Annotated in this window: 13 protein-coding genes and 1 other annotated feature; of the genes, 1 reads left to right on the top strand and 12 read right to left on the bottom strand. The window is 32.5% G+C overall.

Annotation, left to right across the window (positions count from 1 at the left end; all coding sequences use genetic code 11):
- Positions 1-12 precede the first annotated feature (12 nt).
- The 12 genes from rpsF to dnaA all read right to left on the bottom strand — a co-directional run bounded on the left by rpsF (position 13) and on the right by dnaA (position 15387).
- Positions 13-318, bottom strand: a complete 306-nt coding sequence (gene rpsF / locus RWL86_RS05655; protein ID WP_314077761.1) for a 30S ribosomal protein S6 — start codon at positions 316-318, stop codon at positions 13-15.
- 173 nt (positions 319-491) lie between these two features.
- Positions 492-1631 carry a 5-methyltetrahydropteroyltriglutamate--homocysteine S-methyltransferase gene (locus tag RWL86_RS05650; protein WP_314077758.1) on the bottom strand — a complete coding sequence of 380 codons (1140 nt, stop codon included), beginning with the start codon at positions 1629-1631 and terminating at the stop codon, positions 492-494.
- A gap of 18 nt (positions 1632-1649) precedes the next feature.
- On the bottom strand, positions 1650-2402 hold the full coding sequence (locus RWL86_RS05645; RefSeq protein ID WP_314077755.1) for a cyclase family protein: 753 nt from the start codon (positions 2400-2402) through the stop codon (positions 1650-1652).
- A gap of 86 nt (positions 2403-2488) precedes the next feature.
- Positions 2489-3622, bottom strand: a complete 1134-nt coding sequence (locus tag RWL86_RS05640) for a 5-methyltetrahydropteroyltriglutamate--homocysteine S-methyltransferase (protein ID WP_314077753.1) — start codon at positions 3620-3622, stop codon at positions 2489-2491.
- 42 nt (positions 3623-3664) lie between these two features.
- Positions 3665-3890, bottom strand: a binding site (T-box leader).
- A 127-nt stretch (positions 3891-4017) separates the two neighbouring features.
- Positions 4018-5637, bottom strand: coding sequence for a hypothetical protein (locus RWL86_RS05635; RefSeq protein WP_314077750.1), 1620 nt, complete (start codon positions 5635-5637; stop codon positions 4018-4020).
- On the bottom strand, positions 5618-6370 hold the full coding sequence (locus RWL86_RS05630; RefSeq protein ID WP_314077748.1) for an ABC transporter ATP-binding protein: 753 nt from the start codon (positions 6368-6370) through the stop codon (positions 5618-5620). Before RWL86_RS05630 ends, RWL86_RS05635 begins: the two co-directional genes overlap by 20 nt.
- Positions 6371-6567: 197 nt before the next feature.
- Positions 6568-9120 carry a DNA gyrase subunit A gene (gene gyrA, locus RWL86_RS05625; protein WP_314077747.1) on the bottom strand — a complete coding sequence of 851 codons (2553 nt, stop codon included), beginning with the start codon at positions 9118-9120 and terminating at the stop codon, positions 6568-6570.
- Positions 9121-9144: 24 nt separating this feature from the next.
- Complete coding sequence (gene gyrB, locus RWL86_RS05620) at positions 9145-11082, bottom strand: DNA topoisomerase (ATP-hydrolyzing) subunit B (RefSeq protein WP_314077744.1); 1938 nt, start codon at positions 11080-11082, stop codon at positions 9145-9147.
- A 23-nt stretch (positions 11083-11105) separates the two neighbouring features.
- Positions 11106-12215: a DNA replication/repair protein RecF gene (gene recF, locus RWL86_RS05615; RefSeq protein ID WP_314077742.1), complete on the bottom strand. Its 1110-nt coding sequence runs from the start codon at positions 12213-12215 to the stop codon at positions 11106-11108.
- A complete protein-coding gene (gene yaaA / locus RWL86_RS05610; protein ID WP_314077739.1) occupies positions 12202-12447 on the bottom strand; it encodes a S4 domain-containing protein YaaA in 246 nt (81 codons plus the stop codon). The genes recF and yaaA overlap by 14 nt, the downstream gene beginning before the upstream one ends.
- Positions 12448-12680: 233 nt before the next feature.
- Positions 12681-13838 carry a DNA polymerase III subunit beta gene (gene dnaN, locus RWL86_RS05605; RefSeq protein WP_314077736.1) on the bottom strand — a complete coding sequence of 386 codons (1158 nt, stop codon included), beginning with the start codon at positions 13836-13838 and terminating at the stop codon, positions 12681-12683.
- 181 nt (positions 13839-14019) lie between these two features.
- Positions 14020-15387 carry a chromosomal replication initiator protein DnaA gene (dnaA, locus tag RWL86_RS05600; protein ID WP_314077733.1) on the bottom strand — a complete coding sequence of 456 codons (1368 nt, stop codon included), beginning with the start codon at positions 15385-15387 and terminating at the stop codon, positions 14020-14022.
- Positions 15388-15902: 515 nt separating this feature from the next.
- On the opposite strand from dnaA, the gene rpmH reads away from it, so the two are divergent.
- Positions 15903-16037, top strand: a complete 135-nt coding sequence (gene rpmH, locus RWL86_RS05595; protein ID WP_006703104.1) for a 50S ribosomal protein L34 — start codon at positions 15903-15905, stop codon at positions 16035-16037.
- The last annotated feature ends 78 nt before the right edge of the window (positions 16038-16115 follow it).

Genomic DNA, 16115 nt, shown 5'->3' with positions numbered 1-16115 from the left:
TTTTACTTATTATTAAGCAAATGCTTCTACTTTAACAACCATATGACGTAAGATGTCATTGCTGATTTTAGCTAAACGGTCGAATTCGTCAATTGCTTTTGCATCTTCAGCAGTGATGTTCACTAAATGATAGATACCTTCGTGGAAATCTTTAATTTCGTATGCAAAACGACGTTTCGCCCAGTCTTTAGATTCAACAACAACAGCGCCATTGTCTGTTAATACAGCATCAAATCTTGCAACCAATTCAGCTTTAGCAGCTTCATCGATGTTTGGACGGATGATGTATAAAATCTCGTAATTTGATGTTTGACTCATTGACTGTCACCTCCTTATGGACTTTTGGCTTATTCTTTTGAACAAGCAAGGAGAGTATTAAAACTAATACTCACGTTCCATCATTATAGCAGAGAAATTGCATTCTGACAACGATTTTGCATTAATTTTTATATAAAAAACAGTATGCAGAAAATCCACATACTGTTAAGAGACTATTTCCAAACTTCACGAACAATTTCGTCAATTAATTTTAATTTTTCCCATTGAGCTTCAATCGATAAAATATTTCCTTCTTCAGTTGAAGAGAATCCACATTGAGGACTTAGACATAATTGTTCAAGAGGAACATATTGGCTTGCTTCTTTAATACGAGCAATAACCTCATCTTTATCTTCTAAGTCACCAGATTTAGAGGTAATTAAACCAAGTACTACTTTTTGGTCTTTAATATAGCGTAATGGAGTAAAGTCTCCGGCACGGTCACTATCATATTCTAGGAAGAATCCATCTACACGGCAATGTCCGAATAATGTTTTAGCAACTGGTTCATAACCACCACTAGAGAACCATGTTGAACGGAAGTTCCCACGGCAAATATGCATATTTACTACTAAATCTTCTGGTTTCCATTCAATTACACGGTTTAACACGTCTACATAATCACGAGCAATTTGTTCTAAATCAAATCCACGTTCTTCATATGCTTCACGTTTATCTAAAGCACAGAACTCTCCCCAACTTGTATCATCTAATTGAATATTACGGCATCCTAAGTCATAGAAGTATTGTAGAGCTTTACGATATGCTGCCACAACATCATCATAGAATAATGCTTCATTATCTTTATAACGATCAATTGGGACATAGTTTTTCTCACGTACTTGAGTAATTAAATGCAACATACTTGGAGATGGAATTGTTAATTTCACCGGTGTATCTCCTGCATGTTCTTTTAAAAATTTGAAATGTTTTACGAATGGATGGCTTTCTGAAAAATCAATTTTGCCAACAATGCGTAAAGTTTTTGGTTTTACATCTTTATCTTTAAATTGAACAGAGAAATGTTCTACTTCTACTAGTTCCACTCCATCCAAGTTTTCTAAAAAGTCTAAGTGCCAGAAAGCACGACGAAATTCTCCATCTGTAATGGATTGAAGTCCAACTTCTTTTTCTTTTTTAACTAAGGCAATGATTTCTTCGTTTTCTACACGTTCTAATTCTTCAGCAGTAATTTCTCCAGCACTAAATTTTGCACGAGCTTCTTTTAATCGTTCTGGACGTAAAAAACTTCCTACGTGATCTAAGCGGAAAGGCGCTTTTTGACAACAATTACAATTTTCATGATTTAACATATTTATTCCTCTTTTCTTTTATTCAGCTTCTGGTAAATAAGCAATTGCACGCACAGGTGATCCTGGTGTACGTTTCCAGTTTGGATAAGATACTGAAATGACCGCACCTACTGCAGGAAGTTGATCAAGATTTGCTAATACTTCTACTTGATAAATGTTTTGGCTTAGTAAATAATACTCATTTGTTAACCCATGTGCCGCTGCATGAATACCTGAATCTGTATCTAATGTTTCATGTCCTACTGCTTTTACATGACGTTCATGAATTAAAAATTCTAGCGCTTCTTTACTCCAACCTGGTGTTTGTTGAACGCCATTTTCATCAAGATTGCGAATAGCATCTTGACTTGGCCAACGATGTGACCAGTCACTACGGAAGGCAACAAACGCACCTGATTCAATCTTACCATATTCTTCTTCAAATGCTACTACATCTTCTTTTGTTAATTCGTAATTTGGATTTTCAGCTACTTTTTTTGAACAATCAATCACGTATAATGGTAACAGTAAATCTTTTAACTCTAATTCATCAAGGAATCGTCCTCCTTCCACAAAATGGCAAGGTGGATCAATATGTGTTCCGTATTGGGTAACTACTGATAATTGTTGTACATGAAACCCATCTTTTAATGTAAATAAATCTTTTTGTTTCAATGCTGGCAAAGCAGGAAAATGAGGGCTATTAGCATCAATTTGATGACTTAAATTTACCCATTTTGCTTGTTTTAACGTTTGAAACGCTTGTGTTAGTTGTTGTTGAAATATTGTCATTATGACACTTCCTTTCTAAAAAAATGGAAGGCTATGGATTAACATGAATCTCCCCATAGCCCTTTGTTTGTTTTATAATACTAAATTTATTTTCCCCAAACTTCTTGTGCAATTTCACTAATTAATGCAATTTTCTTCCATTGATCTTCTTCAGTAAGGATATTCCCTTCTTCTGTTGAAGCAAATCCACATTGTGTACTTAAGTATAGATTTTCTAATGGAACATATTGACTAGCTTCTTTAATTCGAGCAATGACTTCATCTTTGTCTTCTAAGTCTGCAAATTTTGAAGTTAGTAGTCCAAGAACTACTTTCTTACCGTCAGACACTTTTGCAAGAGGCTTGAAGTCACCGGCACGGTCTGTATCAAATTCTAAATAATAAGCATTTACATTTTCCCCACCTAGTAACTCATCTTCTACTTTATTGTATCCTCCTTGAGAAATCCAAGTAGAATGGAAATTACCACGACAAACGTGAGTGTTAATCACTAAATCTTTAGGAGCATTTGCAATAACACCATTGTTTAAACGTAACGCACGAGCAGCAAATTCTCTTCGTACTTCTTCTAATGGACGATCTTCACGGAAACGTTTTGCAAATCCATCGTCTACTAAAGCTCCCCATGTACAGTCGTCCAATTGTAATGTTCTAAGCCCTGCATCATATAAATCTTGAATCACTTCAGAATAAGCTTTAATAATAGCCTCGAATAATTCATCTGTTGTTGAATAAACAGCTTCCCAAGCAGCAACATGCTCTGGTGTACGAATTAATTCAAAATAAAATTGTGAAGGTGAAGGAATTGTAAATTTAACAATGACATCTTCTTCTTTTACTAAATCTCTTAAAAATTCAAAATGTTTAACAAATGGATGATTTTTCCCATTAATCGGTGCTTTAAGTACTGCAGTATCAGCTTTTGTTTCAATTCCATGAAATAAATAGCCACGTTCCCCCACTACATGTTCTACTCCGTTAAAACCCCAAAAGAAGTCTAAATGCCAGTAAGCACGACGGAATTCTCCATCTGTTACCCCTTGTAATCCAGCAGCAATTTGTTTTTTCACAATTTCTTGAATCGTTTTATCTTCCACTGCTGTTAATTCTTCACGTGTAATTTCACCGTTTGCAAATTTTTCTCTTGCTTCTACTAATTCTTTTGGACGTAAGAAACTTCCTACGTGGTCTACTCTAAATGGTGCTTGTTGTTTTGTCATAATATATTCCTCCTAAAATAAAAAATCCTTACAGTTTTTCACTGCAAGGACGAAAATTCGCGTTACCACCTTGGTTTAGAATTATTTCGCAATAATTCCCTCTTTAAGTATCTTTATACTCTTGCTATATCGGGCTACCCGTAGATATTTAATCATTCAATATCTAACACTCCAAGGCCATCTTCAAAAATTCAATCTTGATCTCTTTTCACCTACCGAGACTCTCTAAACAAGTTTCCTTCTCTACTCACCTTTTCATAGTGCGTTTCTTTAACTGAACTTAGAATAACAGGAGAAACTGTTCTAGTCAATTATCTAATTATTATCTATTGTTATAGTTTAAAACTATATAATAAACTACAAAAACTCCATAGCTATCACTATGGAGTCAAAAATTATAAAGCTTTTTTCAATTTTCTTAAATAATATTCACCAAAGAATATTCCTAGTCCATTAAGGATGACAAAAGCTGCAGCTCCTATGATATACCCAATTGTTTCTGGAAGGAAGTGAATAATTGGGAAAGATGCCACTATACAAAGGATTAAAATGATAAATAAAATAAACATTAAAAATCCTAATAAAAATTTATTTCCTCTACTTTGTAATTCGACAATATTACTCCAATTAGGAACACGTAGGCGATAGTCTCTTTCAAAGCCCCAAGCTGATAACCCAAAACTAATTGAAAACCAAGTAACTATTATTGTTAATACTAATAAAACTGGCATGCGTAGTACTAATAATACAATACTTAATAATAAAATCGGTACAGAAGATTGCGCTAAAAATAATACTTTAAATTTTTCACGAGCATATTTTTTCATATCGATTGGTAATACTTTTAAATATTCAAAATTATCTCTTTCTAAAGAAAAACCAATACTAGTTAAGTTATTTCCAATTGAATTCGTTACTGCAAATAGTAATGCAAATAATAAATAAGAAAGTAAAAATCGGAAGGTAAAAAATTCTGTAAGATTAACTCCTTCTCTCGTCACACTAAAAATCATTGGTAATAACATCAAAAACGGTAAAATGCTTGGTGCAATGATTCCTTGAACAATAATTGACCCTTCTTTCATTAATTGGATATGGTATTTTCTCACTAATTTTGAAAAATTATCCAATGAAAAGCTACGAACTCTTTTAGAATATTGTTGAATCGAACTAACTTCCATCGCTTTTTCATAAAAGGTTGGCAATATTTTATAATAAATATTCACTAATAAGAGAATTGTAATTCCAATCCAACCAATATAGCCAATCATTCCGTCAAGTGATAATGGATGAAGAATCATCGCATAAAAAGCTTCAAAAGGAGGAATAAAAGCTCTCTCTTGTTTCGTTAATATTGAAACAGTATTATGATTAGAAATTAAAATATAAAGTAAGCCTGAAAAAACAGAAACAAACCCTAATAAAATATTTGAAATAATATTTTTATGCTTTTTAAAAAATGACAAACTTGTCAAATAATGTACTAGTGTAAAAATAAATACTCCTAAAAAGACTAATAAAATGAAGCAGTTAATGATCATTAAAGGAATGGTATACCAAAAATCTTTTCCATATTGAATCGGTAAAACGATAAAATATGCAATTATAGGTCCTAATCCCATTAAAGCTACCATCATAACAGAAATAGCTTTTCCAAGAATAATTTCTACTTCTCTAAAAGCATAAGGTCGATAAGAAGTTAAATCTTTACTTTCATAAAATACATTATAAAAAGCAATAAAACTTTGAGAAAATGTAAAAGCACTAAAAATACTAATCATATTCGCAAATAGGACTGGATTTTCTCCAATAGGATTCACAAATGAATTAAGCAGTCCAAAAAAAGCAATATAAATTAATCCAATCATAAGCTGAGAACGAAGGATTTTTTTAGGAATATCGATTTTTTTTAGTGGATTTTTTTCTTGCTTTTGTCGGTAAGCAGCTAATTGAGCAGGAGCAACTGCATATAATAAATTCAACTTCACTAATTTTCTAACAGCTTGCAGATTCATCGACAGTCTCTCCTTCCTTACGTCCCGCTAAAGATAAATAAATACTTTCAAGAGACTCTTGAGGATTATGTTCTTTTAACTCTTCAATTGTACCGTAAAATAATAATTCACCTTTTTTCAAAATGGCAATACGATCACATAATTGTTCTGCTACTTCTAATATATGGGTAGAAAATAATACTGTTTTTCCTTTTTCGGCATGTTCACGCATCATTTTTTTCAAATCATAGGCAGCTTGTGGATCTAAACCGGTTAATGGTTCATCTAAAATCCAAATATCTGGATCAGATAACAAAGCACCAATGACGAATACTTTTTGTCTCATCCCATGAGAAAATGATTCAATCACATCATAACGATAAGGAGTAAAGTCAAATAACTCTAATAAATACGTTAATCTTTCTTCTATTTGATTCATTGTTAATTGATAAGAAACTGCAATTAATTCCCAAAATTCATTAGCTGTTAAACGTAAAAATAAATCTGGAGAATCTGCTACATATCCAATTTTTCTCTTAATCGTTAATGGATCTTGTGATAAAGGAACACCATCTACTTCAATCGTTCCACTTGTAAGTGGTAAAATACTCACTAATGATTTAATGGTTGTAGATTTTCCGGCACCATTATGTCCAATTAATCCAACAATTTCTCCACTTTCAATTGTTAAGTTTAAGTTGTTTAAAGCTACCTTATCTCCATATTTTTTTGTTGCTTGTTTAAATTCAATCATGATAAACTTCCTCCCATCCTGTAATTACGCTGATTATACACCTAAAAATAGCGCTTTACTAGTGACTAAAGTCTGATTTTTCTAAAGAATTGCTTGATATTTTGTATTTTAATCATAATTAGAAAAAAGACTTTTCCTCATAGCATGAAAAGATATCTAACACCTTTGCTAATCTAGAAAAGTCTAATTTTAATGTTTTATTCTTGTTCGTCTACTAATTCTTGTGCGAAGTTTTGTAAGTTTTCAGTTACTTTTTCAGAAACAACGGTTTCTTCAGGTGAAGTGACTGTTTCTTCTGCTTCCTCTTCACGATCAACAATGGCTAATGAACTTACAATAGCATCTTGATCTAAACGCATCATACGAACTCCAAGAGCACCACGACCTGTTTGAGAAACATCTGAAGCGTGGAATCGAATGATTACTCCTTTATTCGTCATAATCATTAAATCTTCCTCACCCGTTACAGTTCTTAAGCATACAAGAGGACCATTTTTCTCAGTAATACGAAGAGTTTTAACTCCTTTACCACCACGACCTTTTAAGGCATATTCGCTGGCAGCAGTACGTTTACCATATCCTTTTTCACTAACGACTAATACTTCACGTTCAGGTGTTAAAATATCCATTCCAATCACATAGTCATCATCACGTAGAGATACACCTCGAACCCCTGCTGCTGTACGACCCATTGCACGAACTTTTTCTTCATGGAATGTTACAGCATTTCCGTGATAAGTTCCAAGAATGATACCATCTTGACCACTTGTTACGACTACACGAATTAATTGATCATCTTCTCGTAATTGAATTGCACGTAATCCATTTGTACGAATATTTTTGAAGTCTGATAATTTCACACGTTTAACAGTTCCACGTAAAGTTGTAAAGAATAAGAATCTTTCTGTTTCATCTGATTCTGGTACACTAATAATCGCTTGAATTTTCTCAGTTGAGTCAATATTCAATAAGTTAATGACTGGTAATCCTTTAGCAGTACGGCTGTATTCAGGAATTTCATATCCTTTGGCTTGATATACTTTACCTGTATTCGTGAAGAATAATAATGAATCATGTGTTGAACATGAAATCATATTTTCTACAAAGTCATCATCATGCACGCTCATTCCTTGAACACCACGACCACCACGACGTTGTGTTTTAAATTCAGAATTTGCTAATCGTTTAATATAGCCATTCTTCGTTAAAGTAATGACTACATCTTCTTCTTCGATTAAGTCTTCATCTTCTAAACTTAAAGCTTCGCCGACTAATAATTCAGTACGACGAGGATTATCAAATTTTTGTTGAATTTCTAATAATTCTTGTTCGATAATTTCATAACGTCTTTCTTCGCTTGCTAAGATTTCATTTAATTCTTTGATTAGTGCTTGTAAATCTGCATATTCTGCATCGATTTTCTCACGTTCTAATCCTGTTAAGCGAACCATTCTCATATCTAAGATAGCTTGAGCTTGTTTATCACTTAATCCATATTCATTCATGAAGCGTTCTTTAGCAATATCACCACTAGCAGAACTACGAAGAATTGCTACAATGGCATCAATATGGTCTAAAGCTACTTGTAATCCTTCTAAAATATGAGCACGATCTTCTGCTTTTTTCTTTTCAAAAATACTACGACGACGAATCACTTCTTCTTGATGATTTAAATAGTGTCGTAAAATTTCTTTTAAGCTTAAAATTTTTGGTTCTTGCCCAACAATCGCTAACATATTAAATCCAAAGTTCGATTGTAATGGCGTTAATTTGTATAAATTATTTAAAACAACTGAAGCAGAAACATCTCTTCTCACTTCAATCACAACACGCATTCCTTTACGGTCAGATTCGTCATTTAAGTACGTAATTCCTTCAATTTTCTTTTCATGATGCAATTGAGAAATACGTTCTACTAAACGAGCTTTATTCACCATATATGGTAATTCTGTAATAATAATACGTTCTTTTCCATTTTTTAATTCTTCGATTTGTACACGACCACGAACCGTAATAGATCCACGACCTGTTTCATAAGCTCGACGAATTCCAGATTTGCCTAATACAATTCCACCTGTTGGAAAATCAGGTCCTGGTAATACTTCCATCAATTCAGCTGTTGTGACATCAGGATTTTTCATTAATAAATGTAATGCAGAAATTACTTCTCCTAAATGATGTGGAGGAATATTCGTTGCCATTCCTACCGCAATCCCTGTTGCTCCATTGACTAAAAGGTTTGGAATACGAGATGGTAAAACTTCTGGCTCACGTTCTGTTGAATCATAGTTATCACGATAATTAATCGTATCTTTATTAATATCTCGTAGCATTTCTAAAGCAATTTTACTCATTCTTGCTTCGGTATAACGCATTGCCGCTGGACTATCTCCGTCGACAGAACCAAAGTTTCCGTGACCATCAATTAATGGATAACGATATGAGAAATCTTGTGCCATACGAACCATTGCATCATAAATGGCAGAGTCTCCGTGTGGATGGTATTTACCCATTACATCCCCAACAATACGAGCGGATTTTTTATGGGGCTTATCTGGCGTTACTCCTAATTCATGCATTCCATATAAAATACGACGGTGAACAGGTTTTAACCCATCACGAACATCCGGAAGCGCACGAGATACAATAACACTCATGGAATATTCCAAAAATGATTTACGCATTGTTTTGGCTAAATCCGTTGGTTCGAATTTTTCTTCGAAAAATTCTAAATCTTTTTCCTCAGACATTTTGTCTCTCCTCTTCTTCAATCATTAAATATCTAAATCATTCACGTCAATAAATTTCGCATTTGCTTCAATAAATTCTCGACGTGGTTCTACTTTATCGCCCATTAACATATCTAACACTTGATCAGCTTCAGCAGCATCTTCAACTGTTACTTGTAACATCGAACGATTTTGAGGATTCATCGTTGTTTCCCATAATTGTTCCGCATCCATTTCTCCTAAACCTTTATATCGAGAAATTTGTGGTTTTGGACTAGCTGGAAGTTCTTTTAATTTTGCTTCTAATTCCTCATCATTTTGAATATAAAACTCTTGTTTTCCTTGTTTTAATTTATAAAGAGGTGGTTGCGCAATATAAACATATCCTGCTTCCACTACTGGACGCATATAACGATAGAATAATGTAATTAATAATGTTCGAATATGCGCTCCATCGACATCCGCATCGGTCATAATCACTAATTTATGATAACGAGCTTTCGATAAATCAAAATCTCCACCAAATCCTGTTCCCATTGCAGTAAATAGAGAACGGATTTCATCATTGGCTAAAATTTTATCTAATGATGCTTTTTCAACGTTTAAAATTTTTCCTCGAATTGGTAAAATCGCTTGGAAGTGACGAGAACGTCCTTGTTTTGCAGAACCTCCCGCAGAATCTCCTTCGACGATAAAGATTTCTGAAACACTTGGATCATTACTTGAACAGTCCGCTAATTTCCCTGGTAAATTAGAAATTTCTAAGCCAGATTTTTTACGAGTTACTTCACGTGCTCTTTTCGCAGCTAATCGAGCTTTAGAAGCTAAAATCCCTTTTTCAACAATTTTACGGGCAACTTGTGGATTTTCCATTAAGAATTTATCAAAATGAGTCGCAAATAATCGATCAGTAATCGTTCTTGCTTCAGAATTTCCTAATTTTGTTTTCGTTTGTCCTTCAAATTGTGGATCAGGATGTTTAATCGATACAACTGCGGTTAATCCTTCACGTACATCTTCCCCACTTAATTTTTCTTCGTTTTCTTTCATTAATTTTTGACGACGAGCGTAATCATTAATGACACGAGTAAGAGCAGTTTTCATTCCAGATTCGTGTGTTCCACCTTCATAAGTGTGGATATTGTTTGTAAAACTTAATAAATTTGTATGGTATCCTGAAGTATACTGCATAGCTACTTCGACTTGAATGCCATCTTGTTCCCCTTCAACATAAATCGGTTCTTCAAATAATACTTGCTTCGACTTATTTAAATGTTCAACATAACTTTTAATTCCGCCTTCATAATAAAAAGTTTTTACTACAGGCTCTTCTACTCGTAAATCAGTAATCGTTAGTTTTAATCCTTTATTTAAAAAAGCTAGTTCACGTACACGATTCGCTAATTTTTCAAAGTCATATACGGTTGTTTCTTGGAAAATTTCTGGGTCTGGTACAAAATAAACACTCGTTCCATGTTTATCAGTTTTTCCAATTATTTTTAAATCTTCTAAAACAGCACCACGTTTATAAGACTGTTCATAAATATTTCCATCTTTAAAAACTTGGACGGTTAAATCTGTAGAAAGTGCATTTACAACAGAAGCACCTACCCCGTGAAGACCACCGGAAACTTTGTAACCTCCGCCGCCGAATTTACCACCAGCATGAAGTACTGTAAATACTGTTTCAACCGCAGGACGTCCTGTTTTTTCTTGAATATCAACTGGAATTCCACGTCCATCATCCGTAACACGAATATGGTTTTCAGGTGTAATCTCAATTTCGATATGAGTTGCAAATCCAGCTAACGCCTCATCGATTGAGTTATCAACAATTTCCCATACTAAATGATGTAAACCAGCACTACTTGTTGAACCAATATACATCCCTGGACGTTTACGTACGGCTTCTAATCCTTCTAATACTTGAATCTGACTGGCATCATATTGTGCAGCAAGAACTTCTTTATTTTCTTCTGTCATTTTCTATTCTCACACTCCATTTTTCATTGAACTTGACCTTGATGAATCGGATATACAATCGGTTCATTAATAAATTGCTTACGAATTCCATCTAAACTAGTCGTTGTTATGAATGTTTGTACTTTATTTTCAATTGCTTTAATCAAATGCGTTTGTCGATCATCATCTAATTCAGATAACACATCATCTAATAATAAAATTGGATATTCTCCAGTAGCGATGTTCATTAATTCTATTTCTGCTAATTTTAAACTTAATACAGTTGAACGTTGCTGCCCTTGAGAACCAAAATTTTGAACAGGCTTATCATTTAAATAAAAAATCAAATCATCTCGATGCGGACCGACTAAAGTACTCGCTTGTTCCAATTCTCTTTTTTGTACAGCTTCAAATTGTTTTTGATACAATTCTTTTACTTCATCTTGAGACATTCCTTTTTCAATCGAAAGAGATGTTTGATATTTCAATGAAAACTCTTCTCTTCCTAATGAAATTTGTTCATGAATTGGTTTCGCTAAAGCTTCCAATTGTTCCATAAATTCTAAACGATGGTTTAAAATTGCACTTGCCTTTTCAATAACTTGTTCTGTTAAAACTTCTAAATAAAGATCAACCGATGATTTTTTTATCGCTAATTGTTTTAAATAATGATTTCTTTGTTTTATAAGGCGTTGATATTCTACTAATTCATGTAAATAAATAGGATTCATTTGACCGAGTTCCATATCCATGAATTTTCGGCGATTTGCAGGAGCACCTTTTACTAATTCTAAATTTTCAGGTGCAAATAAAATGACATTTAATTGTCCTAAATAGGAACTGAGCTTCTTTTGTTCTAAATGATTGACTCGTCCTATTTTTCCTTTATTTGAAAAACGAATTTCTAAGGGAATATTGCTAATTTTCTTTTCTACTTTTCCTTTAATGGTAGCAGTATCTTCATTCCACATAATCAATTCACGATCTTGATTGGTACGATGGCTTTTTGTCATTGCCAAAGTATAGATAGATTCCATTAAATTCGTTTTTCCTTGAGCATTTTCACCAATGAAAATATGAACTCCTTTCCCAAATTCAAGAAAAAGTTCTTCATAATTTCTAAAATGATTCAGTTGTAATTCAACTAATCTCATCCACAACTTCCTCAGATTCTCTTTTCACAACAAAAATGCCTTCTTCAGGAATTTCTACACGTGTTTTATCATAAAGTTTTCTACCACGACGATTTTCAATTTCACCATCGACAAATACAACTGTTTCTTGCAAATACCATTTTGCTTGTCCACCTGTTGTAATGACATCAATATGTTTTAAAAATTGTCCTAATGTAATAAATTCTTCTGTAATTGTTACAATCTTTGTCATGATTTTCCTCTTTTCTTTCATTTGGGTATACACATACTACTTTATTATACCTTTTTTTATGAGAATTCTCAAAGATTTTGAAAAATTCCGCCTATTTTTGCATTTTTTTATCAAATAAATAAAAAACCTTTTTAAAAGGAAAAAATGAAATTTACTATGATTTTTTTAAAATTTTAAAAATAAGCAAAAAAAATCCATGATGACCAAAATCATCATGGACTATTTTTTTATCTTTATCCATTAAATGTACGAACTGGTGTCACTAATTGAATAAAGCTATATGGAATATCTGAATGATTATCTTTTAATGTCAATGTAAATGGACGATTCGCTTCTAAAAATTGAATCGTTGCTTCTGAAGAACCAAATAAACGAAGCGCATCTTTTAAATAATCAGGATTGAATGAAACGTCCAATGAAGCACCTTCATAATTTTCTACCGTAATTTCTTCTTCAACTTTTCCAATTTCTGGTGAATTTCCTGTTAATAAAATACGATTTTCAGTAATCGATAATGTCGCAATATTATTTTTATCTGTATGAGACATTAATGATGCACGATCTACAGCAGCTACTAAATCACTAGCAACAACCGTAATCGCTGTATTAAATTGATTATTAATTAATCGATCTGTATCTGGATAACGACCTTCTAATAAACGAGAATAGAATGAAAGAGTTTCTGTTTGGAAAAGAACTTGATTTTCAGTAATCGCAAAATCAATTGTTTCTAATCCATCAATAATTCGTGATAATTCAATTAATGTTTTACCTGGTAAAGTAATTTCAAATGTTAACGCATTACTTGTTTCAGGCATTTCTAAAGGAATAATTCTTTGACTCAAACGGTGAGAGTCTGTTGCGACAGCTTTTAATTGATTATTCGCAATAACCATATGAATTCCTGTTAAAATAGGGCGAGATTCAGCAGTAGAAACAGCAATAGAAGTTTGTAAAATTACTTGTCTAAATAAAGGAACAGGTAATGTTAATACATGGTCTTTTTCAACTTCTGGAAGTTGTGGATAATCATGAGCCGATAAACCATTTAATGTAAATGCAGCACTTCCTGCAGTAATCGTTGCTTGTAATTGGTCATTTGTTTCTAAAGTAAATGTATTTTGAGGTAATTTTTTAACAATTTCACCAAAGAATCGAGCAGGTAATACAATTGAACCTGTCTCCAAAATAGATAATTGTAATTCTTCATGTTCTACTGGAAGAAAAATTTCAATAGAAACTTCAGAATCACTACCTGTTAAAGTAATTCCTTCTTGAGAAACAACTAATTTAATTCCTGTTAAAATTGGAATCGTTGTTTTAGAAGGAATAGCACGTTGAACGTCTGCTAAATTTTTTAAAAATGCTTGACGATTAATTGAAAATTTCATTTTATGCCTCCTAGTTGTATGTGTGTATTTTAAATTTAATTTTATTTATAATAAATATAGTAATAGTAGTAGGGCCTGTTAATTTTGTGGAAAACTATCTTATTTCTTTTATTTACACTATTTTTACTTGTGGATAAAACTTGTGCATAACTTTTTTATAACTAGAATAGTTATCCACATCTTAAAATCCAAGTTTTTTCTTCAAATCATTAACGGCTTTTGTAACATCGCCTTGAAGTTTATATTCTTCATTAATTTTATCATAGGCATGTAATACAGTAGAGTGGTCTTTGCCAAATTCTGTTCCTAATTTTGGAAGAGAGCTATTTGTTAATTCTCTAGCTAAATACATGGCAATTTGACGAGGTTCTACAATGGATTTAGTTCGTTTTTTACCTTTTAAATCCTCTAGAGAAATATGGTAATAACGAGCAACAGCTTCTTGAATATCTTGAACGGATACAATTTTTTCCTTACTTCCAGGTAAAAAGTTTTGTAAAGCTTCTGCTGCTAAATTCGTTGTAATATCTTCTCCATGAGTTACAGAATAAGCTTGAACTCTAACAAGAGCCCCTTCTAATTCACGGACATTGGATTGAATTTGTCCAGCAATATAACTCAATGTATCTACAGAAATATCAATACCAACCGTTTCTGCTTTTTTTGATAAAATCGCAATTCTTGTTTCTAGATCGGGTGGAGTAATATCAACTGGAAGTCCAGAAACAAAACGAGAAACTAAACGTTCTTGTAAAGCTTTAATTTCTGTAGGTTGTCGATCACTTGTTAATACAATTTGTTTTTGATTATTAAACAATGCATTAAATGTATGGAAAAACTCTTCTTGAGTAGCCTCTTTTTCAGCAAAAAATTGAATATCATCTACTAATAATAAATCAACATTACGATAATAATCTCTGAATTCTTGTTGCGTGTTTGTTCTTAATGAAGTAATCATTTCATTTGTAAAAGCTTCACTTGTAACATATTTAACTCGTGCATTTGGATTTAATAATTTATATTGATTTCCAATTGCTTGCATTAAGTGAGTTTTTCCTAGTCCAACACCCCCATAGAAAAAGAGAGGATTATATAATTGCCCTGGTCTTTCGCAAACAACTAAAGCAGCAGCATGTGCCATTTGATTTCCTTTACCAATAATGAATGAATCAAATGTATATTTAGGATTTAATAGAGAATCATCTTCTAAATAAATATTTTGAGTAACTTCTTTTGTTTCTTCAATTGTATGAATTTGTGGAGTAGATTCCATAATGGCTGGTTTTGCTGAAAAATCTTGTTCATCTGAAATCATAAATTTTGGTTCAAAAGACTTTCTAAAAAAATCATAACCACGTTCCATGACGTCCGTTAATAAATTATCTTCCCAAAAATTAGCATACGTTTGAGAAGGAACTTGAATATATAGATAATTTTGGTCAATTTTTAATAATTTCGCAGGCATAATCCAGTGTTTAATCGTAAAATCTGAATTTGTTTTTTCGAAATGAGCTAATAAAATTTTCCAAAATTCATCTAATAGCTCCATAAAAACACCTCCTTGTGGATAAATAATATAAAATCTAATAGTAAGTGTAGCATTTTTTGAAAAAGTTTTCCACAGGAAATCAAATTTTAACAATTTTTAGTGGATTTAGAATAACTTTTCCACAAATTGTGGATAAATAATAAAAAAATAAAAGAAATTTTAGTTATTCACAAGAATTGTTGACAATAAAAGTTCAATAAAAATAAAGGTTTTATGGACATATCCACACTATCCACAGATTGTGGATAAAACTTTGTAAACAGGCTTTGAATTTGTTTAAAAATTGTGGAAACTATGAGGAAAAAGTTTCAAATTTTAAAAGTTAGCAAAAAATAATTGTGGATAACTATTGAAAGATGAATAAATTACTAGGTATTTTGAATAAAATATGGTATGATACTCCAGTACAGTGATGCAAGAAACAAAGTATTGACTTTGTTAGAGAATATCATTATAATGATGTAGACTGTCTAGGATAGTTAGACATGACACAGAACTAGGAGGTGCAAGAAGTTATGAAAAGAACATATCAACCAAACAAACGTAAACGTCAAAAAGTTCACGGTTTCCGTAAACGTATGAGTACAAAAAATGGCCGTAGAGTATTAGCAAGCAGACGCCGTAAAGGTAGAAAAGTTTTAGCAGCTTAGATCACTGAACGTCTCAGTGATCTTTTTTTTATGTGACTTTCAGTCCGTCACGCTCCGTAGGTGCGTGACAAATAAACC

It is taken from the genome of uncultured Granulicatella sp., from assembly GCF_963515095.1.
In the GTDB taxonomy this organism is placed as follows: Bacteria; Bacillota; Bacilli; order Lactobacillales; family Aerococcaceae; genus Granulicatella.
The sequence above is the reverse complement of the archived record's forward strand: the minus strand, read 5'-3'. Positions and strand labels throughout refer to the sequence as shown.

Bases quoted from the DNA above. Each gene is read 5' to 3' on its own strand.
- rpsF (WP_314077761.1), bottom strand. From the start codon at position 318: ATGAGTCAAACATCAAATTACGAGATTTTATACATCATCCGTCCAAAC.
- RWL86_RS05650 (WP_314077758.1), bottom strand. From the start codon at position 1,631: ATGTTAAATCATGAAAATTGTAATTGTTGTCAAAAAGCGCCTTTCCGC.
- RWL86_RS05645 (WP_314077755.1), bottom strand. From the start codon at position 2,402: ATGACAATATTTCAACAACAACTAACACAAGCGTTTCAAACGTTAAAA.
- RWL86_RS05640 (WP_314077753.1), bottom strand. From the start codon at position 3,622: ATGACAAAACAACAAGCACCATTTAGAGTAGACCACGTAGGAAGTTTC.
- RWL86_RS05635 (WP_314077750.1), bottom strand. From the start codon at position 5,637: ATGAATCTGCAAGCTGTTAGAAAATTAGTGAAGTTGAATTTATTATAT.
- RWL86_RS05630 (WP_314077748.1), bottom strand. From the start codon at position 6,370: ATGATTGAATTTAAACAAGCAACAAAAAAATATGGAGATAAGGTAGCT.
- gyrA (WP_314077747.1), bottom strand. From the start codon at position 9,120: ATGTCTGAGGAAAAAGATTTAGAATTTTTCGAAGAAAAATTCGAACCA.
- gyrB (WP_314077744.1), bottom strand. From the start codon at position 11,082: ATGACAGAAGAAAATAAAGAAGTTCTTGCTGCACAATATGATGCCAGT.
- recF (WP_314077742.1), bottom strand. From the start codon at position 12,215: ATGAGATTAGTTGAATTACAACTGAATCATTTTAGAAATTATGAAGAA.
- yaaA (WP_314077739.1), bottom strand. From the start codon at position 12,447: ATGACAAAGATTGTAACAATTACAGAAGAATTTATTACATTAGGACAA.
- dnaN (WP_314077736.1), bottom strand. From the start codon at position 13,838: ATGAAATTTTCAATTAATCGTCAAGCATTTTTAAAAAATTTAGCAGAC.
- dnaA (WP_314077733.1), bottom strand. From the start codon at position 15,387: ATGGAGCTATTAGATGAATTTTGGAAAATTTTATTAGCTCATTTCGAA.
- rpmH (WP_006703104.1), top strand. From the start codon at position 15,903: ATGAAAAGAACATATCAACCAAACAAACGTAAACGTCAAAAAGTTCAC.